Genomic DNA, 21,113 nt, shown 5'->3' on the forward strand with positions numbered 1-21,113 from the left:
CAGCGTACCCCAGGGCAGGCCGCGTCGCTACGGGTCGGGAGCGACGGCGAGCGCCGCGCGCGCCCGGGCGAGCCGGCGCGGTCCGATGCCCCGGACGCGGTCCAGGTCGTCGACGGAGCGGTAAGGACCCTCCCGCGCACGATCGGCCACGATGTCGTCGGCGAGGCGTCGGCCGAGCCCCGGCACGAACGCCAGCTCGCGCGCGGACGCGGTGTTGGGATCGATGGGGAGACCCAGCACGAGCCGCTCGTCGGCAGCGAGGGCGCGCCGCGGACCGGGGTCCGTCGCGCAGCCGAGCCAGTGACGGGGCGGCTCGCCGAGACCGGCGGGCGCGCACGCGGATCGCGCGGCTGGTCGCTCCAGCCGGGCGCGGAGCGCGGCGGGGAGCAGGGAGGCGGCGAGGAGGAGCGGGAGGGCCAGGCGGCGCGGTGCCATGGCGCGCCGGGGAGCAAGACCCGCGCCGGGCGCGCGGCCGGGGCGCGACCCACCGGGTGCGACCTCGCGAAGACCGCGCGGGCCTCGCGCGACGGGGGTACCCTCGACCCGGCCGCGCCGGCCCGGAGGCCCGGGGCCCGGCGGCGGCGCGGAGCGTCCCGATGGAACACGTCCTCCTCGACGGCGACACCCTCACCCTCGACGAGGTGCTCGCGGTCGCGCACGCCCGCGCGCGCGCCGAGATCGCCCCCGAGGCGCGCGACCGCGTGCGCCGCGCGAGGGCGCTCGTGGAGGCCAGGCTCGAGGACGGCGAGGCGCACTACGGCATCAACACCGGGTTCGGGACGCTCGCCGAGGTGCGGATCGACCGCGCCGACCTCGAGCGGCTGCAGCGAAACCTCGTGCTGTCCCACGCCGCCGGCGTCGGCGCGCCGCTGCCGCTCGAGGAGGCCCGCGCCCTCGTGCTGCTCCGCGCCAACGTCCTCGCGAAGGGCGTCTCCGGGATCCGGGAGGAGACCCTCGACCTGCTCGTCGCGCTGCTCGAGCGCGGCGTGGTCCCGGTCGTGCCCGAGCGCGGGTCGGTCGGCGCGTCCGGCGATCTCGCGCCCCTCGCCCACCTCGCGCTCGTCCTCATCGGCGAGGGCGAGGCGTTCCTCGCACCCCCGGGCGCGGCGCCGGAGCGGCTGCCGTCGCGCGAGGCGCTCCGGCGCGCCGGCCTCGCGCCCGTGATCCTCCAGCCGAAGGAGGGCCTCGCGCTCGTGAACGGCACCCAGGCGATGGCGGCGGTGGGGACGCTCGCGCTGCTCCGGGCCGAGCGCCTCGCGGACATGGCCGATCTCGCCGGCGCCATGACGCTCGAGGGGCTGCTCGGCTCGCAGCGGCCGTTCGCGGCGGAGATCCAGGCGGCCCGCGGGCAGCTCGGGCAGGTGGTGAGCGCAGCGCGGCTCCGTGCGCTGCTCGAGGGGTCGGAGATCAACGCCTCCCACCAGGGGCCCGGGTGCCACAAGGTCCAGGACCCCTACTCGCTCCGCTGCATGCCCCAGGTGCACGGCGCCACGCGCGACGGGCTCTCGTTCTGCCGGCAGGTGCTCGGCCGCGAGGTGAACGCCGCGACCGACAACCCGCTCGTCTTCCCCGATACCGGCGAGATCGTCTCCGGCGGCAACTTCCATGGCCAGCCGGTGGCGCTGGCGCTCGACGTGCTCGGCATCGCGGCCTCGCACCTCGCGGCGATCTCGGAGCGCCGCGTCGAGCAGCTCGTGAACCCGTCGCTGTCCGGGCTCCCGCCGTTCCTCGCGCCGCGGCACGGCCTGAACTCCGGCTTCATGATCGCCCAGGTGACGAGCGCGGCGCTCGTCTCCGAGAACAAGGTCCTCTGCCACCCGGCCTCGGTCGACTCGATCCCGTCCTCGGCCGGACGGGAGGACCACGTCTCGATGGGGATGACGGCGGCGCTGAAGGCGCGCCAGATCGTCGAGAACGTCCGGACTTGCCTCGCCATCGAGCTGCTCGTCGCGGCGCAGGCCATCGACCTGCGCGCGCCGCTCCGGCCCGCCGCGCCCGTCGCCGAGGCGCACCGCCGCATCCGGGCCGTCGTGCCGCGGCTCGAGGAGGACCGCGAGCTGCACCGCGACATCGAGGCCGTGTGCCGGCTCGTCGACGGGGGCGCGCTCGCGGTCTGAGGCGGAGGCGCCCGGGGGGGCGCCCGCAGGCCGCTACAGCTTCTCGAGGCAGAGCGCCTGGTTCAGCGCGATGACCGCCTTCTTGTAGTCGTCCCGGTTGATGACGAACTGCATGTTCGTCTGCCGGAGCGACTGCGAGAACGCGTTCACGTTGATCTTGCTGTCCGCGAGCGCCTGCGCGGCGCGGGCGAGGACGCCCGGGAAGGCGATGTTCGTGCCGATGACGCACACGATCGCCGACGGGACCGCGGTCACGATCTCGTACTCGTTCTCGAGCTCCTCCAGGAAGGCCGAGCTGACCGACTTCTCCCAGACCACGTGCGTGATCGAGTTCGCGTTGGTCGCCTTGAGGATGTACGAGACGCCGTGCCGCTTGAAGATCTCCATCACGCCGAGGTCGAACCCGACGGTGCCGACCATGGACGGATCGTGGATCTCGACGGCGATCACCTTCGGCGACCCGGCGATCACCTCGATGCGGGCCTTCGTGCCGACGTAGTCCTTCGTGATGAGCGTGCCCGGGTGCTCGGGCTCGAAGGTGTTCTTCAGCCGGATCGGGATCCCGGCGAGCTCCATCGGCTTCGAGGCCTTCGGGTGGATCGCCTCCATGCCGACGTCCGCGAGCTGGTCCGCGACGTCGTAGTTGGTCATCCCGACGACCACCGCGTTCGGGGCGCCGACCAGCTCCGGGTCGGCGGAGGACAGGTGGAACTCCTTGTGGATGACCGCCTCGGTCGCCTTGAGCTCGACGGCGACCTTGCTGAAGGTCACCTCGGAGTACCCGCGGTCGAACTCCCGCATGATGCCCTCGACGCCCTTCGTGTAGCCGGTGACCACCACCACCTGCGACCGGAGGTCGACGCCCTTGAAGGACTCGTGGATCCGCTCGTCGATCGTGAGCGGCTCGTCGTCGTCGAACCCGGACAGATCGAGGAGCATCGCCTTCACGCCCTTCGCCTTGAGGATCTCGACGCTGTTGAACGCGCTGTGCGCCTCGCCCACGGCGGCGAGCATCTCCCGCGCGGCGAGGAGGACGCTCTCGCGGCGGACGTAGCCGCTCGCGAGGACGTGGCGCATCGAGTCGAGGTAGGCGCGCAGCTCCCGCATGCGCTTCTCGATGAACCCGTCGGCGGCCGCGAGGTCGAGCCCGAGCGGCGCCAGCTCCTTGTTGATGCCCTTCAGCTTCTGGGTGAGGCCTTCGAGGGCCGTCGCGTAGTCGCCGCCGCTCGTGAAGCGGGCGTAGATGCCGGGCTCGCCGGTCTTCTTGTGCTCGAGGAGCTGGTTCGTCACGCCGGAGTAGGCGGACACCACGTAGACGCGCCCGTTCACGGCCTTCGGGTCGCGCAGCATGATGTTCTTCAGCACCTCGTCGAAGCGAGACATCGAGGTGCCGCCGATCTTTTCGACGCTGATCATCCGAGGTTCCCGGGTGTGTGAGGGGTGGAGGGGCCGAGGACCCGGGATGATACCCGGATCTCCGGCCCGCGCCACGCTGCGTCGTCCTGGACTGCCGGGGGGCGGCCCGGAGGCCACCCGCCCGGACGCCCTCACCCCTCGCCGCCGTGGGCGGAGCGGCCGTCCCGGTCCGTGCGCGCGACCTCGGCGAGCACGCGGTCGAGCTCGTCGAGATCGATGGGCTTCGGGATGACCCGCGCCTTCTGGCGCGAGACGAACGCGCGCGCGAGGTCGGTGTAGGCGCCGCCCGTCATGAACACCATCCGCGCCGCCTGGTCCGGCAGCTCCGCGCCGAGCGTCTCGAAGAGCTCCATGCCCGTCATCTCCGGCATGAGCAGGTCCGAGAGGATGGCGTCGAACCGCGCGCCCGCGCGGAGCAGCAGCAGCGCCTCGCCCGCGCGGGTCGCCGTGACGACCTCGTGCCGCCCGGCGAGCAGCCGCTGGATGACGCTCGCGACGAGCGGCTCGTCGTCGACCACGAGGATGCGCAGGCCCGCCGCGGCGGCGGCGCGGTCCGGGACGGCGCCGAGGCGCGCCGGCCGCGCGGACGCGGGGAGCCGCACGCGGAAGGTCGCGCCGCGGCCGGGCGCGCTGTCCACCTGGATGTCGCCGCCCAGCGAGCCGACGATGGAGTGGCAGATCGAGAGCCCGAGCCCGGTGCCCTGCCCGACGGGTTTCGTGGTGAAGAACGGGTCGAAGATCCGCCGCTGGTCCTCCGGCGCGATGCCGACGCCGGTGTCCGAGATCTCGACGACGACCGACTCGGTCACGGCGTCGTAGCGCGTCGCGATCCGCACCTCGTTCCTCGCAGGCTCGCCCTCGGGGATCGCCTGGGCCGCGTTGATGACGAGGTTCATGAACACCTGGCCGAGCCGGGACTCGGGCGCGGCGACCCGCGGGACCGCGTCGAGGCGCCTCACGATCCGCGCGCGGTGCCGGAGCTGCGGCTCGGCGATCTTGAGGGTGAACTCCAGCGCGCCGTTCACGTCCACGTCGGTCACCGCCTCGGCCTCGCGCGTCCGGGCGAGGTCGAGCAGGTCGCGGACGGTGGACCGGATCCGCTCGGCGCCCGTCTTGGCGTCGGCGAGGGCCGTCGTGAGCTCGGGGGGCGCAGCGGCGTCGCCGCCGGCGCGGGGGAGCGCGCCCTCGAGGAACACGATGTTGCCGAGGACGAACGCGAGCGGGTTGTTGATCTCGTGGGCGACGCCGGCGGCGAGCGTGCCGAGCGCGGCCATGCGGTCCGCGAGCCGGAGGCGCGCCTCGAGCTGCTTCCGCTCCGTGACGTCGCGGTAGATGGCGACGTCCGCGACGTGCCGGCCGGCCGCGTCCTTGAGCGGGACGACCACGAGCTCGGCCACGACCTCGCGCCCGTCCTTGCGGCGCAGCGTCACCTCGCGGGCGCCGGAGGGCTCGCCCGGGAGCGGCAGGAGGACCGTGGGCTCACGGGCGACGTCGCCGCCCGTCGGGCCGAGGAGCTCGTCGGCGCGGCGGCCGACGGCGTCCCGCTTCGCGTGCCCGAACAGCCCCTCGGCGCGGCGGTTCCAGTCGATGATCTGCCCCTGCAGGTCCATCACCACGACCGCGTCGAGGAGGCTCTCGAAGAGCGCCGCCTGGCGGCGCAGCTCCGCCTCGGCGAGCTTGCGGGACGTGACGTCGACGAGCGAGCCGGCGACGTGGGTGACGGCGCCGTCCTGCCCCTGGAACGGCTCGCCGCGCAGCATGTACCAGCGCACGCCGTCGGGGCCGGCGAGGCGGAACTCGCCCTCGAAGCGGCGTCCGGACCCGGCGGATTCGTCGAGGAGGCCGGAGAGCCGCTCGCGATCGTTCGGGTGCACGGAGGGCCAGAAGCCGCGCCCCTCCGCGAGGAGCCGCTCGGCGCCGCCGGAGAGCGCCACGTCGCGGGTGGTGCGGTTCCAGTCGAACGCGCCGATGCCGGTGGCGCGGAGCGCCCGGGCGAGCCGGTCCTCGCGCTCCTCGAGCGCCTCGCGGAACGAGAACCGGAACGCGCTGACGGTGCCGAGCTGGATCTTGTCGCCCTCGCGGAGCGGCGTGGACAGGATCTTCACGCCGTTCACGTACGTGCCGTTGGTCGACCCGGCGTCGGTGAGGATCCACTCGCCGTCCGGCGTGTGGGCGAGGCGCGCGTGGCGGCGCGAGGCGCCGAGGTCGTCGACGACGAGATCGGACGCGTCGGCGCGGCCGATGGAGATCTCGTCCGCGTCGAGCCGGAGGGACTGGCCGAGGCGGTCGGAGCGGGCGGCGGAGATCCAGAACAGGGAGGGTCGGCCGGGGCCGGCGACGAGCTCGTCCGGGGGGACGCCGCAGCCGGGTGTGACCTGCTCGGAGGAGGCGATCATGGCGTGCGCTCCTCCCGTGCTACTGGCAGTCCGCCGGGCAGGTGTCCGCGCTCTCGGTGAACTGGCAGGTGCCGTCGCCGCAGCGGTACACGTCGGGGTCCTGGAGGAAGACCTGGATCGCCCGGTACGCGCGCCCGTTCACGGTGCAGGACGTGTACGTCTTCCCGTCCTCCCCCAGCGTGCAGAGATCGGAGCACATGCCGACGTGGACCATCGGCGAGCAGTCCCCGGGGATGCCGAACTCGGCGGCGCAGCCGCGGGGCGTCGTCACGTCGCTCTGGAGCGAGTCGGGCTCGAGGCCGATGCCGACGCCGGCGCCGTCGAAGAGGTTGCCCATGAAGCAGGCCTCGTGGAACCGCCACCCGGCGTCCTCCTCCGGCGTCACCTCGATGGTCGTGCCGTCGGCCTTGTACCCGCGGACGGAGATGGTGACGTGGCGGCCGAGGCCGTTCGTGTGGGCGGCGAGACACGCCGACACGAGCTCCTGCTCGTCCGCGCCGATGGCCTCGCCGGCCGCCCAGCGCGGCGCCAGGCCGAGGCCGCCCGGCCACGCGTAGGACGCGCCGTCGGTCTCGTACGAGAGCGTCGCGTCGAGCGGGAGCGCGCACTTCACGACGTAGCGCATCACCATGTCGGAGTAGGACGTGTTCTGGACGAACCAGCCGTGGAACGTGTCCGTGTCGAGGCCCTCAGGGGTGAGCCCGTTGGCCGCCAGCCCGTTCGTCCCCTCGTACCCGGGCGCGAGCCCGTTGGTCATGATCCCGTTGGTCATGATGCCGTTCGTCATGATCCCGTTGGTCATGATCCCGTTCGTCATGATGCCATTGGTCATGATCCCGTTCGTCATGATGCCGTTGGTCATGATCCCGTTCGTCATGATGCCGTTGGTCATGATCCCGTTCGAATCGGTGGCCGCGGCGGTGATGAGCCCCTGCGCCGGCATCCCGTCCTCCGGCGTGTTCGCGGGTGCGCAGGCGGCGAGCAGGACGGTTGCGGCGACGACGGCGTAGACGTGGATTCGGTTCGACATGGCGCTCCTCACTTCGGCGTGGGCGGCACGCGGGCGGCGCGCCCGGTGCGGTGGACTGCGGTGACCGCGGATGTTCAAGCCCGGGATCGGGGGACGACAGCCCTCGTTCTCGGGACGCGACGCCAGTGTCACCCAAGCAAGCGCACGGCGCGACGCCGTAGGCTCGGCACCTACACCGTCCGCGCGGACCCGCCGGCGTATGATGCGCCGCGTGCCGCACGAGCCCCCGACGCCCACAACGCCCGTGATCCCGGACGCCTGGGGCATCCCGGGGTTCGAGCTCGTCGGACGGATCGGACGCGGCGGCTTCGGCGAGGTGCTCGCGGCGCGGCGAAGCCAGGATGGACGCGCGGCGGCGGTGAAGATCGTCCGCGCCGAGCTCCCCTGGGCGCGCGCGCAGCTCGTCCGGGAGGCGGCGGCGCTCCGGACGCTGCCGGCCGGCCTCGCGCCCGCGCTGCTCTCGGCGGGCGAGCTCGCCGACGGGTCACCCTGGATCGCCGTCGAGCTCATCGAGGTTCCGAGCCTCGCGACGCGCCTCGCCGAGGCGCGGGGCCCGCTGCCCGATCCCGCGCTCCGGGCGTCGGCGATGGCCCTCGCCGACGCGCTCGCGGCGCTGCACGGGAGCGGCTGGGCGCACTGCGATCTCAAGCCGGGACACGTCTTCCTCGAAGGCGACCGGGCGCGCCTCGTCGACCTCGGCCTCGCGGTCGGGCCGGCGCCCGCGTCCGTCCGCTCGGCGGTGCCACCCGGCGCGTTCGTCGGGACCGCCGCGTACATGGCGCCGGAGCAGGTGCGCGGAGATCCCGCGGACGCCCGCAGCGACGTCTACGCGGCGGGCGCGATCCTGTTCGAGCTCGCCACCGGCCAGCGCCCCTTCGACGGCGGCCCCGCCGAGATGCGCCAGGCCCACCTCGCCCTCCGGCCGACGCGCCCGTCGGACAGGGCGCCGGTCGCGCAGGGCCTCGACGAGGTGATCCTCCGGTGCCTGGCGAAGGAGCCCGCGGCCCGGTTCGCCGACGGGGGCGCGCTCCGCGCGGCCCTCCGGACCGTGTTCGCCGGCGCCACGCCCGACGTGCGCGCGCCTGCGCCGGAGCGATCCGCTGCCGCGCGTGCCCCCTCCCCCGGGCTGCCGCGGCGCACGGTCGGCGTCGTGCGGCTCCAGACCGACGCGGACCTCCTCGCGATCCGCCGCGCGGCGGAGGCCGCCGGCGGGCGGCTCGCGTCGACGTCGCCCGGCAAGGTGGCCCTCGTGTTCGAGCCGGGCGCCCGGGACAACGCCGTCCGGCTCGCGCTGGACTGCGCGGCCGGCGTCATCGCCGCGGGGCTCGCGAACGGCGCCGTCGTCGACCTCGCCACGGTGCCGGTGCTCGAGGGCGCGGCGGGGACGCGCTACGTCCTGCCGCCCGCCGCGGGCGCCTCGGCGCCGAGGCGCGACGACCCGCCGGGCGTCCTCCTCACGCCGGGCGCAGCCGCCGCCGTGCCGGAGGCCGGCGTCGCGCCGGGCCCGCGAGAGGGCGTCCTGCGCATCGTCGCCGGCACCGATCCGGACGGGCACCACCCCGCCCTCGTCGGGCGCGATCCGGTGCTCGATCGTCTCCTCGCCGAGGCGGAGCAGGCGCTCGCGCGGAGCGCACCGGCGATCGCGGCAGTCACGGCGGAGGCGGGCATGGGCAAGACCCGGCTCGCGACCGAGCTCGCGGCGCGGCTCCGCGCCCTGCGCGGCGGCCCGGAGGTGCTCGAGGTGCGCGCCCGCGAGGGCGCCGTCGGCGCGGACGAGACCCTGCGCGCGCTGCTGGTCTGGGCGCTGCGGCTGCCGACGCGCGGCCCCCCGCCGGCGGACGGCGGCCGGGCGGCCGTCGCCGCGCTCCCGGAGGTCGCCGACGCCTGGGCACCCGTCGCGCTCGCCCTAGGCTGGATCGGCCCGGAGGCGCCCGCGCTGCGGCCGTGGCGGGCGGCGCCCGGCGCGCTCCGCGCCGCGGTCGTGCGCGCGGCGGGCGAGGGGCTCCGCGCCCGCGCTCGCGCGCGCCCCGTCTGCATCCTCGTCGATGACGCGCACCTCGCCGACGCCGCCGCCCTCGACGCGCTCGAGTACGCGGCGCTGGCCGAGGCGGCGGCGCCGCTCTTCGTCTGCGCCCTCGCCCGCCCGGCCCTCTCGGTGGCGCGGCCGGGCCTCGGCGAGCGCTCCGCGCGCCCCGTCCAGCTCACCCTCGGGCCGCTCCCCGCCGACGACGCCGCCGAGCTCTGCCGCCGCCTCCTCCTGCCCGCGGAGAACGTGCCCGCGCGCGCCGTCGCGCGTCTCGTCGAGCGGGCCCAGGGCGTGCCCGTCCTGCTCGTCGAGCTCGTCCGCGGCCTCCGCGCCGCTGGCCTCGTGCGCCAGCGCGGCGCCGAGGGGAGCTGGTACGTCGCGACCGACGAGCTGGACAACCTGCCCGGCCTGCCCCTCGTGGACTGGCTCGCGCAGCGCGAGATCGCGGGGCTGCCGGAGGCGCTCGCGGCGCACGCGCGCCTCGTCGCGCTGCTCGCGGACGAGGTCGCCCGCGACGAGGTGGCGGGCGTCGTCGCCGAGCTCGACCGCGAGGGCTCGGGCGGCGTCGTGGCGCTGGACCCGGACGTCGCCATGCGCAGGCTGCTGGAGCTCCGCGTGCTCGTCGCGCGCGGCGAGCGCATGGCGTTCCGCCACCCGCTCCTCCGTGAGGCGGTGGCCCGCTCGGCCGCGGACGCGGAGCGCCGGGCGGTCCACCGCGCCGCGTTCCGGCACTACCTCATCGCCGGCATGCCCGAGCACGACCGGCTGCCCCGCCTCGCGACGCACGCCGAGGCCTCCGGGCTGCGGGCCGAGGCGGCGTCGCTGTGGCTCCGCATGGCGGAGGGGCTGCGCGCCCGCCACGCCTACCTCGAGGCGGAGACCCACTACACGCGGGCGGTCGCCCAGCTCGCCGGGGAGGACGCACGCGGCCAGTTCGTGGCGCTCCGCGGGCGCGGCGTCGTGCGGTACCGGCTCGGACGCTACGACGACGCGATCGCGGATCTCGCCGGCGCGGTCGAGCGCGCGCGGGCGCTCGGCGACCGCGCGGGCGAGGTGGACTGCCTCCTCGAGCAGGCGACCGCGCTCGACTGGATGAACGACTACGCGCGCTCGGCGGAGTGCGTGCGGGAGGCGGAGCGGCTCGGCGGCGGCGACACCGCCCCGCTCACGGCGGCGCGGCTCGAGCTCGCCCGCGGCCGCGCGCTCCTCCGCGCCGCGAGCTGGCGCGAGGGCGTCGCCGCCGTCGAGGCGGCGGCGGCCCTCGCGGAGCCGCTCGGCGACGACGGCTACGAGACGGTGGTCGTCGCGCTCCTCGTCGGCGGGTTCGGGCTGCCGAACCTCGGCCGCGCCGCCGACGCCGAGAAGGCCCTCTCTCGCGCGCTCGCGCTCGCCCGCGGCCGCGGCGACGCCCTCCACCTCGCCTCCGCGCTCAACAACCGCCGGAACCTGTGGGTCGCGCGCGGGGCGCTCGACCTGGCCCTCGAGGACCAGCGCGCGTTCCTCCGCATCGGCCGCGACCTCGGCATGGTCGGGATCGAATACGTCGGCCAGTTCAACCTCGGCGAGCTGCTGTACCAGTCGGCGGACCTGGCTCGCGCCGAGGGGCACGTGCTCCGCGCGGTCGAGATCGAGCGGCGCCACCCCGAGGTGGCGGCCCGCCCCGTCGCGCGGCTCCTCCACGCGCGCCTCCTCGCGTACCGCGGCGATCTCGCCGGCGCCCGGAAGCGCCTCGACGAGATCCGCGACGTCGAGGCCCGCGCCGCCCACGGTCGTCCGGGCGCGCTCCTCGGCCCCTCCGACCGCATCCTGGCCGAGATGGTCGAGCTCGCCGCGACGGACGGCGGCGAGGCGGACTGGGCCGACCTCTGCGCGCGCTCGCGGACGCACTCGGTGGAGCAGGAGCCGATCGAGGTGCACGAGCTCCGCGCGCTGACGGCGCTGCGGGCCGGGCGCCGCGTCGATGGGGAGGCCGCGGCGGCCGAGGCGCTCGCGCTCGCCGAGGTGATCCCGAACGTGATGGAGAACCGGGTCCGCGCGACGCTCGCGACCGCGCGGGCGCGCTCGGAGTGACCGTCGGGGCGGAGGCGATCACCCGCCTCGCAGCGCCGCGACCGCGGACGCCGCGAGCGCGGCGACCGACTCGCCGGCGATGGCGCCCGCCGCGACGCCCTCGAGGCCGCCCTCGCCCGCGCGCCGCCGGACCGGCCCCGCGAGCAGCGCGCCGAGCGCGATGGCGGCCGCGTAGTGCGCGGGGACGACGAAGCCGAGCCCGAGCGCACCGGCGGACGGGAGGCGGCCCGCGAGCCGGCCGCGCGCGAGCAGCTCGAGCGCGACGCCGAGCGCGACTCCGGCGATCGCGGCGACCGCGGCCCCCCGGGGCAGCGCCGATGCACCCGACGCGACCTCCGCGAGCGCGCGCCACCGGAGCGCCGTCGGCGCCGGCAGCGCCGCGGTCCCGAGCCCCCGCGCCCCCACGAGGAGCGCGTACACCGGGATGGCGACGGCCGAGCCGAGCAGCACCCCCGCGAGCTGCGCCCGCGCCTGCGCCGCCGGCGGCGCTCCCACCCGCGCGCCCGCGCGGAGCGACCAGAGGGCCACGCTCGCCTGGGCCGCCGCGCCCGCGGCGACGGCGCCCGCGCCGGCCGCCGGCCCTGCGCCGGCCCCGGCGGCGCCCGCGGCGGCCTGCACCGCCTGCCCGAGCTCACCCGCCGGCGCGACGTCGGTCCGCCCGGCGGACCGCGCGCACGCGATCGTGGCGAGCACGGCGGGCACGAGGGCAAGCACGGCCGCGGCGACCCCGAGGCCGAACGCGCCGTGCACGCCGGCGACGGTGGCGACGGCCGCCGCGATGGCCACCGCCGCCCACGCCCACCCCGGCCCGCCGCGCCGGCCGAGCGACGCGAGGTCCAAGAGGCCGCCGCCAGCCGCCGCGAGATCCCGCACGAGCGCGACCGCCGCGCCGCCGAGCATGAGCCCGACGCCGGGCCAGAGGAGCCAGGCCGAGAGCTCGCCGAACCCGGCGCCCGCCACCGCCCCGGACCGGAGCAGCGCGGGCGCGATGCCCGCCCACGCGACGAGCGCGCCGAGCCCGATGGACGCCGCTCCCGCGACGCCGACGAGGGCGCCGACCGCGACGAGCATCGGGGAGATCGCGATCCCGGCGCCGAGCGCGCCCGCGGTGCCGGGTGCGAGGAGCGCCGCCGGGATCGTCCCCGGCCCGTCGCGGAGGGCGGTGACGGCGGCGGACACCAGCCCCGAGGCGAGCAGCGGGCGCGCGCTCCGGCCGCGGGTCGCGAGCAGCTCCGCGGCCGCGACGCCGCTCGGGAAGGGCAGCGCCTCGTCCTCCAGCAGCCGCCGCCGGAGCGCGTGCGCGAGGGCGACACCGAGGCCCGCCGCGCCGGCGCCGAGGAGCACGACGGCCCAGGCCGGCGGCGGCCGGCCGAGCAGCGCGAGGCCGGGCACCGCGCCGAGGAGCCCCGCGGCCGCAGGGATCGCGCCCATCGACGTGGCGAGTGACTGGGCGAGGGTCGCGTCGACCGCCCGGCCGCGCCGGCCCCCGCCGCCGAGCAGCGCCGCCGCGAGGACCGACGCGGTCACCACGCCGATCTCCCAGAAGCCGGTGCGCAGCCCCATGTAGACGTTCCCGGCCGCGAGGAGCACGCCGAGCGCGACGCCGGTCAGGACGGTGGAGGGGGTGAGCGACACGGAGGAACCATGGTAGACCGGAGCCGCGGATCATGGTGCACGACGACGACGCGACGATCCCCCTGCCCGGCTCGACCCCCCCGGTCCCGCCGCGCGACGGGGACCCCGAGGAGATGGCGCCGGGCGCGCGCGCAGGAGCCTGGGAGCTGCTCGCCCTCCTCGCCCGCGGCGGCCACGGCACGGTGTACGTCGCCGAGCATCGCGAGTCGGGACGGCGCGCCGCGGTGAAGGTGCTCTCCCGCGGCTTCGCCGCGTCCCCGGAGATGGCGGGCCGCTTCGTCCGCGAGGCGCGGATCCTCGCCCGCGTCCGCCACCCGAACATCGTGGACATTCTCGAGCTCGGGATCCTCCCCGACGGACGCCCGTTCGTCGCGATGGAGCTGCTCGACGGCCGGAGCCTGCTCGACCTGCTCGCCGGCCGCGGGCGCATGCCGATCGCGGAGGCGCTCGAGATCCTCGGACCGGTCTGCGCCGCGCTCGACGCCGCGCACCGCGAGGGCGTCGTCCACCGCGACGTGAAGGCGTCCAACGTCTTCGTGGAGGACGGCGATCCACCCCGGGTGAAGCTCCTCGACTTCGGCGTCGCCCGGTCCACCGGTCCGGACGATCCCGTCCTCACCGCCGCGGGCCAGCGCCTCGGCTCCGCGCACGCCATGGCGCCGGAGCTGATCCGCGGCCAGGCCGTGGACGCCCGGGCGGACGTGTACGCCCTCGGGGTCCTTCTGTACCAGCTCCTCACCGGCGAGCTGCCGTTCTGGTCCGAGGACGCGTTCGAGCTGGAGCGGCTGCACCTCGCCGCGCCGGCGCCGCGCCCCGGCCGGCTCGCGCCCGTCCCGGCCGCGGTGGACGCGGTGGTCGAGCGCGCGCTCGCGAAGCGCCCCGAGGATCGGTTCAGCTCCGCGGCGGCGTTCCTCGAGGCGCTCCGCGCCGCCGCCGGTCAGGCCGGCCGCGGCGCCGAGCGGACCGGCCGCGCGACGGCGATCCACGTCGCGTTCCAGCCCGCGGCCGACCTCGACGAGGAGGGCGCGATCGCGCTCGTCGGCGTCGAGGAGGAGGCGGCCCGCCGCCTGGCCGACGCCGGATACGAGCTGGACGTCCGGGCCGGCGACGCGCTCCTCGCGACGAAGGTGCTGCCGGCCGGCGCCGCGCCGGGGCGCGCCGCGCGCGCCGACGCGATCGCGCTCGGCCGCGCGCTGCAGCAGGATCTCGCCGCGCTGGCCGGCGCCGCGGCGCGCGTGGAGCTCTGCGTTCACGCGGGCGAGATCCGGCTCGGCCCCGGCGACCGGCGCGGGGGCGGCGCCGTCTACCGGACCGCCGAGTGGGTCCGGCCCGCCCCCGCCGGCTTCTTCGCGACCTCCGCGGCGGCCGACGGCCTCGAGCCGGCGCCGTAGCCCGCCACCGCCTACGCGGCCGACGACGCGAGCGCGGGCGCGGCCGCCGCGAGGCGCACCGCGCGCCGCAGGCCCGCGAACCGGAGCCGGGCGAGGGCGTCCGGCAGGGGCAGGAACACGTGCTCGGCGTGCTCGTCGGAGAGGCGCGGCGAGAAGCCCGGCGGCAGGCGCGCCGCGAACGCGGACTCCTCGACCACGACCACCGCGCCGGGCCGGACCCGGTTCACGCTCGGGTCGAGGGCGAACGCGTGGCGATACCCGAGCGACACGACCGGGACGTCGGCCCCGGTCTCCTCGTGGAGCTCGCGCCGCGCGGCCGCCTCGGGCGTCTCGCCCGGCTCGATCCGGCCGGTCACCTGCTGCCAGAAGCCGCCCCGCGCCGCGCTCCGGCGGAGCAGCAGCACGCGCCCGTCCTCGGCCATGGCGGCGACCGACACGGTCCGGAGGTCGGGGCCCGCGTCGACGCGGACCCGGCCGAGCGCGGCGCCGAGGTGCGCCGCCAGCCGGTTCTCGACGTCGGGCGCCTCCGGCGCGGGGCGGCCGCGCGCGGCGAGCTCGGCGGCGAGGCTCGTCACCCCGAGGCGCGGATCGGCGATCCCGCACGGAACGATGGCCTGGAAGTGCCCGAGGTCCGGATGGGCGTTGAACGCGAACCCGTGGGAGGTGATCCACCGCGAGAGGTGCACGCCGACGGCGCCGATCTTCTTCCGGCCGACCCAGCAGCCGCGGTGCTCGGGGTGCCGCCCCGCCTCGACCCCGTAGTCGCCGCAGGTGTCGATCATCGCCTGCTCGAGCGCGGCCACGTACCGGCGCACGTCCGGGCGATCCGAGAGATCGAGGACCGGGTAGCCGACGATCTGACCGGGTCCGTGATACGTGACGTCGCCGCCGCGATCGGTCTCGTGGATCTCGAACCCCTGCCGCTCGAGCCAGGCGGGCGCGGCGACGATGTTCCCGGTCGCGGCGTTCCGGCCGAGCGTGATGACCGGCGGATGCTCGAGCAGGAACAGGAAGTCGGTGGAGGGCGGCGTCCCGCCGCGGACGGCGTCGCCGGCGAGGCGCATCAAGCCGAGGCCGTCCTCGTACTCGACGCGGCCGAGCCGGTACGTCCGGAGCGTGCGGGACGCGGCGGCGGTCATGCCCGCGCCGCAGCCCCGGCCTCGGCCTTCCGCGGCCGCTCCGGGCGGTTGAGCATGTGGATCGCCTCTCCGAGCGCGGCCTTGCACGCCTCCATGAACGCCTCCGGCAGCGTCGGGTGGGCGTGGATCGTGAGCGCGACGTCCTCGAGGTAGGCACCCATCTCCAGGGCGAGGGCCGCCTCGGCGATGAGGTCGGACGCCTCCGGCCCGCAGATCGTCACGCCGAGGAGGAGCTTCGAGGCGCGGTCGCCGATCACCTTCACGAACCCCTCGGCGTGATCGATGGCGACGGCGCGCCCGAGCGCGCCGAACGCGAACTTCCCGACGATGGGATCGTAGCCGGCGTTGCGCGCGTCGTCCTCGGACATGCCGACGACCGCGATCTCGGGGTCGGTGAAGATCGCCGCCGGGAGCGCCACCCAGTCCCGGGCCGACTTCATGCCGGCGATGACCTCGGCGGCGATCTCGCCTTCCTTCGAGGCCTTGTGGGCGAGCAGCGGTGGGCCGGCGATGTCGCCGATGGCGTAGATGGACGGGACGCTCGTGCGGTACTGCTCGTTCACCTCGACGTAGCCGCGCTCCGTGAGCTTGACGCCGATCTGGTCGAGCCCCAGCCCGGCGGGTGCGGGCCTGAAACCGACCGCGCACAGGATCCGGTCGCAGGGGATCTCCTGCTCCTTCCCGTCGATCTCCGCCTTGACGACCAGCTCGTCCCCACGCCGCTCGTACCCCTTCGCCTTCGCGCTCACGTGCACGGCCCCGCCGCGCTGGCGGATCCCCTTCTGGACGAGCCGCACGGCGTCCGGGTCGATCCCGGTGAGGATCTGCGGGAGCGCCTCGAGGAAGATCACCTGCGACCCGAGCTTCGCGTAGACGGTGCCGAGCTCCATCCCGATGACGCCGCCGCCGATGCAGACGAGCCGCTTCGGGATCTCCGGCAGGTCCACCGCCTCCTTCGCGCTCCAGACGTCCGGCCCGAAGGGGAAGCCGGGGATCTCGATGGGGCGCGCGCCGGTCGCGACGATGAACGCCTTCGCCTCGATCCGGCTCTTCGCGCCGTCCGCCCCGGTCACCTCGACCGCGCCGGGCGCCACGAACGCCGCGGTGCCCTTCACGACGGTGACGCTGTTCCCCTTCTCGAGGAAGCCGATGCCGCTCACCATCTTCTTCACCACCGCGTCCTTGAACTCCCGGAGCTTGGCGATGTCCACGCGAGGCGCCTCGACGAAGATCCCGCGGTTCGACGCGTGCTTCATGTCCTCCACGAGGTTCGCCGCGGCGATGAGCGCCTTCGAGGGGATGCACCCCCAGTTGACGCAGACGCCGCCGAGCGCCTCGCGATCCACGAGGGCGGTCTTCTGTCCGAGGAGCGCGAGCCGGATGGCGGCGACGTAGCCGCCGGGGCCGGCGCCGATGACGACGGCGTCGAAGGTCTGGGTGGCCATGGCGAATCCCCCTTCCAGGGTGCCAGAGACATAATCGGCGCGGGCGCGCGCGTCGCGCGGACTGTAGCGACGGGCCGGGCGGCCGTAAACGCAAAAGGCGCCTCCCGGCGGGTGGACACCTCCTCGCGCGACGGCGCGTCGCGAGGCGAAGGGCGTCAGCGCTTCCGGCGCCGCTTCGCCTCCGCCTCGGAGAGCACGCGGTGGCACTCGGGCGCGACGCCGGTGAGCCGCTGCACGACGGCCGCCGCCGCCGCGAGGCCGAACGCGCCGGTGGCGAAGGCCGCGCTCCCGTAGCACCTCGGCTCCCGGCGGCGCTCGCCGGGCTCCCGGACGCGCACGCCCGGGATGCCCTCCTCGTCCCCCGGCAGCGCCAGGGTCGGCCGGGGCGCCTCGACGGACCAGACGGCGAGGACGCCGGTCGGAGCGGTGGCGGAGATCCCGTGCCGGCGCCGGAGGTACTTCCGGACGTCCTTCCCGAGCTGGTCGGTGTGCGTCTCGCAGAGGTCGGTCACCTGGACGGCGGTCGGGTCGATCCGCCGCGCGGCGCCGAGCACCGTCACGACCGGGATCCGACGCTCCAGGCAGCGCGCGATGACGTGCAGCTTCGCGACGACGGTGTCCATCGCGTCGACGACGAACGAGGCACCCTCCGGCACGAGCCGCTCCGCGGTCGAGGGCGCGTAGCGCGCCGCCACGCCCTCGATCCGCGCGGTCGCGTGGACGCGCGCGAGCCGGGACGCCATCTCGTCCGCCTTGTACCGGCCGAACGCGCCGTCGAGCGCGTGCAGCTGCCGGTTCGCGTTCGACTCCTCGATCCGCTCGCCGTCGACGAGCGTGAGCCGGCCGACGCCGGCGCGCGCGAGCGCCTCGGCGGTGAACGAGCCGACGCCGCCGAGCCCGAGCACCACGACGTGCGCGGCGGCGAGGCGGTCCATCGCCTCGAGGCCGAGGAGCCGGGCGGTGCGATCGAGGCGGGGCGGGACGCGGCGCGGAGCGGTCATCGGCCCGGGATTCTACCGGAGCCCGCGGTCCGGGAGGCCGGGCGGGCGCCCGCCCGGCTCCTCCCGCCGTCGCCGCGCGTCAGTCCGGGATCGTGAGGGACGTCACCTGGATCGTGTCGCCCTTCTTCTCGCCGCTGACGTCGACGCGAATGTCTTCCTTCTTCGCGGTCTTCTTCAGCGCGGCGACCGCGTCCTGGTTGCCCTTGTCGTCGAGCTTGAGCCAGCCGTCGGCCGTCTTCACGCTGTACCCGCTGCTGGCGCACTTGAGCAGGCACGACGTCGGGTGCTTCGACGTGTCGTCCTTCACCTTGTTCAAGCACATGTGGTCGACGATCGGGACCTTCTGCCAGGTCTCCGCGAGCACCACCGCGGGCATCCCGAGCACGACCAGCATCGCGACGAGCTTCCTCATGACGACCTCCTCCTGTGCGGACGCGGGCGAGCGCCCCCGTCGTGAAACCCTCCCAGATCAGGCCTTGGCCGCGCCGGGCTGCTGCACCGCGGGCGGCCGGAGCGGCGCGGCCCGCGGGGCGAGCGCGGCGCGCCACTCGGTGAGTCGCCCGAGCGTGTACGCCGCGAGCGCGTTCACCGCGTCGCGCATCACGAGATCCCAGAAGCTCCCCGCGAGCGCGAGGTTCGCCGCGATGGCGAGGAGCCAGGCCGCGAGCGCGTACGCACCCACCCGCGTCCAGCGCGTCAGGACGAGGACTCCGATGACCATCTCGACGACGCCGGCGGCGCGCAGGAAGGCGTCCCCGCTCACCGGCAGGAGCTTCTCGGCGGCGGGGCTCAGGTACATGGACCACTGCGCGAGCCGGTCGAAGAACTTGTCCAGGCCGGCGACGAAGATGCTCGCGGCGAGCCCGAGCCGCAGGAGCCACCACGCCCCGTTCAGCCGTTCCTCGACCGCGCGCATCTTCGCCTCCGCCCGTTCGACGCGCGACCCCGCGCGGCGTGGCAGCGGGGTCGGGCCGCCGCCCCATCGGGCCGCGTCGCGTGGGCGTCTCCTGCCGGCGATCGGGCGGCCCCGCAACCGCGAGGCGCGCACCGTGCGGGGGTCAGCGGACGTTCAGATCCGGAAGAGCGCCCGCGCGTTCGCGGTCGTCGTCGCGTCGAGCTCCGCCGGGGACACGCCGAGCGCCGCGGCGAGGCCCGCCGCGACGAGGGGAAGGTACGCCGGCTCGTTGCGACCGCCGCGGTGCGGCGCCGGGGTCTGGTCGGGGGCGTCCGTCTCGAGGAGGAGCCGGTCGCGCGGGACGGCGCGCGCGGCGACGAGCGGCTTGCGGGCGCGCGCGTACGTCACCGGGCCGGCGAACGCGAAGTGCAGCCCGAACGACAGGAAGGCGCGGACCTGGTCGGCGCTCCCCGACCAGCTGTGCAGGACGCCGCCGGCCGGCAGCGGCTCCGCCGCGAGGACCGCGAGGAGCGCGTCGTGGGCGCGGAGGCAGTGAACGATCACCGGGAGCCGGTGCGTCCGCGCGAGGGCGAGGTGACCGCGCAGCACCGCGACCTGGCGGTCCATCGGCGCGCCCGCCTCGACGCTCGGCCCGTCGAGCCCGCACTCCCCGACGGCGACGGCCCCGCCGCGCGCGAGCGCTGCGTCGAGGTCCGCGAGGCGGCGATCATCCCCGGCCGGCGCCAGCTCGGGCAGGAGCTGCGGGTGGATCCCGAGCCCGAAGTGCAGCCCCGCCGCGGCGGCGCACAGCGGCGGGAGCGCTGCCCAGCCCTCCGGACCGACGGCGGGGATCACCACGTCGGTGACGCCGGCCGCGCGCGCCCGCGCGATCACCGCGTCGCGGTCGCCGGCGAACGCGTCGCCGTCCAGGTGGCAGTGGGTGTCGATCACCGCGGCCCGGGCCCGTGCGCCACCACGGCGTGCCACTTCGGCCGCCGCCAGCTCCCGCGGAACGCGGCCTCGTCCGCCTCGTCCGCCCGGCCGGCCGGCTCGGAGCCGTCGAGGAACAGGACGAGGTCGAGCTGCGGCTTCCCCGCCGCGGCCTCCGCGTCGAACTGGCGCGCCATGCCGTTCGGCGACGCGATGCGGCGGCCGACGATCTCCTCGAGGTCGAACCGGACGCCCGGCATCCCCGGGCCGGGCTCGTAGGCCTTGTAGACGAGCTCGGAGCAGACGAGGGACGAGTCGGTGAGGAAGTCGAAGTCGAAGTCGTACGGGCGGCCGGCGTAGTGGAACGCGCGGAGCAGCGCGAACGCCCGGGCGCGCCGATCGAGGCGCGGCCGGAGCACGGCGACGGAGTCCGCCGCCGCGCTGTGCTCGAGCGACGTGAAGGAGACGCCCTCGGAGATGGCCTCGAGGACGCGGGGGGCGTGGCCCGCCGCGTCGGGCGCGCGGCTCGCGGCGGCGGCGTCCGGCGAGCGGCGGGCGAGCAGCGCCTCGAGATCGCCGTCCGCCTGGCCCTCGGCCACCGCCAGCGCGCGCACGCCCGGGTCGTCGAAGAAGGCGCGCCGCTCCTCGGGCGTGCCGATGTACAGCGCCGCGTGCGTCCAGAAGCCGGGGAGCCCGAGGTTCGAGAGGTACCACTCGCGGCGCTCGAGGAGGACGTCGCCGGGCTCGAGCCGCGGCGGGAGCGCCGCGATCTGCGCGGCCGAGACGAGCGCGGTGTCGCCGCGCCGGACGCGCGTGTCGCCCATCCAGGTGGACACGCCCTTCTGCACGGGGAACCACGCGACCGCGGCCGCGCCGCCCACCACCTGCACCGCGTTCTTCGCGGTGAGGACGAGCCCCTTCACCTTCCCGAGCCTCCAGATCACGTCCCGGTCCTCGGCCGTCGCGCGCGCCAGGGCCGTGGGGACGACCTGCGCCTCGCTCGCGCGAGCGAGGTCCCGAGCCCCCTTCGCGGTCACCGCCTCGAGCGCTGCGAACTCGGAGGCGCGCGCGGCGTTCAGGTGGTGGAGCTTGTAGCGGCTGAACGTGCCGGGCGGCAGCCCCAGCTCCGGGACGGCCTCGTCGAGGATCGTCCGCGCCGCGGCGCTCCGGTCGAGCAGCGCGATGAGCTCCAGGCCGGCGCGGTACGCGGCGTAGAGCGCCGCCTGCCCGCGCGCCAGGGCGAGGCCGCCGTTCCGTCGCGGGTCGACGGACCACGCGCGCAGATCCGCGCGCCGCGCCTCCAGGAAGGCGGCGTGATCCAGCACCGTCGCCCACGCGCCCCACAGCGTCAGCTTCTCGTCGCGGGTGAGGAGGTCCTTCCTACGGCCATCGAGGAGCGCCGGCCGCTCCCGCAGGAACGCGACGACCCGGAGGAGCTCCTCGCGCGCGTGGAGGATCTGGTGGGCGTCGTCGGCGGCGGCGGTCGCAGCCTGGGTTGGTGTGGGCGGCGAGGACGCCGGCGACGGCCCCGCGGCCCGGGTGCGGGACGGGAGCACGGCGACGAGGGCGAGAGCGAGCGGCAAGGCGAGGCGCACGGGTGGTCTCCCTCCGGATGACGACCC

General features: G+C 76.1%; 15 protein-coding genes. 3 read left to right on the plus strand and 12 right to left on the minus strand.

What is annotated here, in order from left to right:
• Positions 1 to 27: 27 nt before the first annotated feature.
• Positions 28 to 435, minus strand: a complete 408-nt coding sequence (locus tag AMOR_RS28480) for a ComEA family DNA-binding protein (RefSeq protein WP_248357143.1) — start codon at positions 433 to 435, stop codon at positions 28 to 30.
• Between the two features lie 161 nt (positions 436 to 596).
• Between AMOR_RS28480 and hutH the strand changes: the two genes are divergently transcribed.
• The gene (gene hutH / locus AMOR_RS28485) at positions 597 to 2,117 is read left to right on the plus strand and encodes a histidine ammonia-lyase (protein WP_248357144.1); all 1,521 of its coding nucleotides are present in this window, start codon (positions 597 to 599) and stop codon (positions 2,115 to 2,117) included.
• 33 nt (positions 2,118 to 2,150) lie between these two features.
• On the opposite strand, the gene AMOR_RS28490 is transcribed toward hutH, so the two are convergent.
• From AMOR_RS28490 to AMOR_RS28500, 3 genes are all read right to left on the minus strand, one after another.
• The gene (locus AMOR_RS28490) at positions 2,151 to 3,533 is read right to left on the minus strand and encodes an aspartate kinase (protein ID WP_248357145.1); all 1,383 of its coding nucleotides are present in this window, start codon (positions 3,531 to 3,533) and stop codon (positions 2,151 to 2,153) included.
• Between the two features lie 131 nt (positions 3,534 to 3,664).
• Positions 3,665 to 5,929, minus strand: coding sequence for a PAS domain S-box protein (locus AMOR_RS28495; RefSeq protein ID WP_248357146.1), 2,265 nt, complete (start codon positions 5,927 to 5,929; stop codon positions 3,665 to 3,667).
• 19 nt (positions 5,930 to 5,948) lie between these two features.
• A complete protein-coding gene (locus tag AMOR_RS28500; RefSeq protein WP_248357147.1) occupies positions 5,949 to 6,959 on the minus strand; it encodes a hypothetical protein in 1,011 nt (336 codons plus the stop codon).
• Positions 6,960 to 7,161: 202 nt separating this feature from the next.
• On the opposite strand from AMOR_RS28500, the gene AMOR_RS28505 reads away from it, so the two are divergent.
• Positions 7,162 to 11,055 carry a serine/threonine-protein kinase gene (locus AMOR_RS28505; protein ID WP_404800970.1) on the plus strand — a complete coding sequence of 1,298 codons (3,894 nt, stop codon included), beginning with the start codon at positions 7,162 to 7,164 and terminating at the stop codon, positions 11,053 to 11,055.
• 18 nt (positions 11,056 to 11,073) lie between these two features.
• On the opposite strand, the gene AMOR_RS28510 is transcribed toward AMOR_RS28505, so the two are convergent.
• Complete coding sequence (locus tag AMOR_RS28510; protein ID WP_248357149.1) at positions 11,074 to 12,690, minus strand: OPT/YSL family transporter; 1,617 nt, start codon at positions 12,688 to 12,690, stop codon at positions 11,074 to 11,076.
• A gap of 32 nt (positions 12,691 to 12,722) precedes the next feature.
• Here AMOR_RS28510 and AMOR_RS28515 point away from each other — a divergent pair, with 32 nt between their 5' ends.
• Positions 12,723 to 14,081: a serine/threonine-protein kinase gene (locus AMOR_RS28515; RefSeq protein ID WP_248357150.1), complete on the plus strand. Its 1,359-nt coding sequence runs from the start codon at positions 12,723 to 12,725 to the stop codon at positions 14,079 to 14,081.
• A gap of 11 nt (positions 14,082 to 14,092) precedes the next feature.
• On the opposite strand, the gene lipB is transcribed toward AMOR_RS28515, so the two are convergent.
• From lipB to AMOR_RS28550, 7 genes are all read right to left on the minus strand, one after another.
• Entirely contained in the window at positions 14,093 to 15,220 is a 1,128-nt protein-coding gene (gene lipB, locus AMOR_RS28520) for a lipoyl(octanoyl) transferase LipB (RefSeq protein ID WP_248357151.1), read from the minus strand.
• Positions 15,217 to 16,665 (minus strand): dihydrolipoyl dehydrogenase, encoded by a 1,449-nt coding sequence (gene lpdA / locus AMOR_RS28525; RefSeq protein ID WP_248357152.1) that lies wholly within the window; start codon positions 16,663 to 16,665, stop codon positions 15,217 to 15,219. Before lpdA ends, lipB begins: the two co-directional genes overlap by 4 nt.
• 155 nt (positions 16,666 to 16,820) lie before the next feature.
• On the minus strand, positions 16,821 to 17,666 hold the full coding sequence (locus AMOR_RS28530) for a tRNA threonylcarbamoyladenosine dehydratase (protein WP_248357153.1): 846 nt from the start codon (positions 17,664 to 17,666) through the stop codon (positions 16,821 to 16,823).
• Positions 17,667 to 17,745: 79 nt separating this feature from the next.
• Positions 17,746 to 18,078 (minus strand): hypothetical protein, encoded by a 333-nt coding sequence (locus tag AMOR_RS28535; RefSeq protein WP_248357154.1) that lies wholly within the window; start codon positions 18,076 to 18,078, stop codon positions 17,746 to 17,748.
• Between the two features lie 57 nt (positions 18,079 to 18,135).
• Positions 18,136 to 18,582, minus strand: coding sequence for a DoxX family membrane protein (locus tag AMOR_RS28540; RefSeq protein ID WP_248357155.1), 447 nt, complete (start codon positions 18,580 to 18,582; stop codon positions 18,136 to 18,138).
• A gap of 153 nt (positions 18,583 to 18,735) precedes the next feature.
• Entirely contained in the window at positions 18,736 to 19,512 is a 777-nt protein-coding gene (locus tag AMOR_RS28545) for a TatD family hydrolase (protein ID WP_248357156.1), read from the minus strand.
• The gene (locus AMOR_RS28550) at positions 19,509 to 21,086 is read right to left on the minus strand and encodes a YiiX/YebB-like N1pC/P60 family cysteine hydrolase (protein ID WP_248357157.1); all 1,578 of its coding nucleotides are present in this window, start codon (positions 21,084 to 21,086) and stop codon (positions 19,509 to 19,511) included. The genes AMOR_RS28545 and AMOR_RS28550 overlap by 4 nt, the downstream gene beginning before the upstream one ends.
• Positions 21,087 to 21,113 lie beyond the last annotated feature (27 nt).

The organism is Anaeromyxobacter oryzae (genome assembly GCF_023169945.1).
Taxonomy (GTDB): domain Bacteria; phylum Myxococcota; class Myxococcia; order Myxococcales; family Anaeromyxobacteraceae; genus Anaeromyxobacter; species Anaeromyxobacter oryzae.

Bases quoted from the DNA above. Each gene is read 5' to 3' on its own strand.
- AMOR_RS28500 (WP_248357147.1), bottom strand. From the start codon at position 6,959: ATGTCGAACCGAATCCACGTCTACGCCGTCGTCGCCGCAACCGTCCTG.
- AMOR_RS28515 (WP_248357150.1), top strand. From the start codon at position 12,723: ATGGTGCACGACGACGACGCGACGATCCCCCTGCCCGGCTCGACCCCC.
- AMOR_RS28530 (WP_248357153.1), bottom strand. From the start codon at position 17,666: ATGACCGCTCCGCGCCGCGTCCCGCCCCGCCTCGATCGCACCGCCCGG.
- AMOR_RS28495 (WP_248357146.1), bottom strand. From the start codon at position 5,929: ATGATCGCCTCCTCCGAGCAGGTCACACCCGGCTGCGGCGTCCCCCCG.
- AMOR_RS28535 (WP_248357154.1), bottom strand. From the start codon at position 18,078: ATGAGGAAGCTCGTCGCGATGCTGGTCGTGCTCGGGATGCCCGCGGTG.
- lipB (WP_248357151.1), bottom strand. From the start codon at position 15,220: ATGACCGCCGCCGCGTCCCGCACGCTCCGGACGTACCGGCTCGGCCGC.
- AMOR_RS28490 (WP_248357145.1), bottom strand. From the start codon at position 3,533: ATGATCAGCGTCGAAAAGATCGGCGGCACCTCGATGTCTCGCTTCGAC.
- lpdA (WP_248357152.1), bottom strand. From the start codon at position 16,665: ATGGCCACCCAGACCTTCGACGCCGTCGTCATCGGCGCCGGCCCCGGC.
- hutH (WP_248357144.1), top strand. From the start codon at position 597: ATGGAACACGTCCTCCTCGACGGCGACACCCTCACCCTCGACGAGGTG.
- AMOR_RS28480 (WP_248357143.1), bottom strand. From the start codon at position 435: ATGGCACCGCGCCGCCTGGCCCTCCCGCTCCTCCTCGCCGCCTCCCTG.
- AMOR_RS28505 (WP_404800970.1), top strand. From the start codon at position 7,162: ATGCGCCGCGTGCCGCACGAGCCCCCGACGCCCACAACGCCCGTGATC.
- AMOR_RS28540 (WP_248357155.1), bottom strand. From the start codon at position 18,582: ATGCGCGCGGTCGAGGAACGGCTGAACGGGGCGTGGTGGCTCCTGCGG.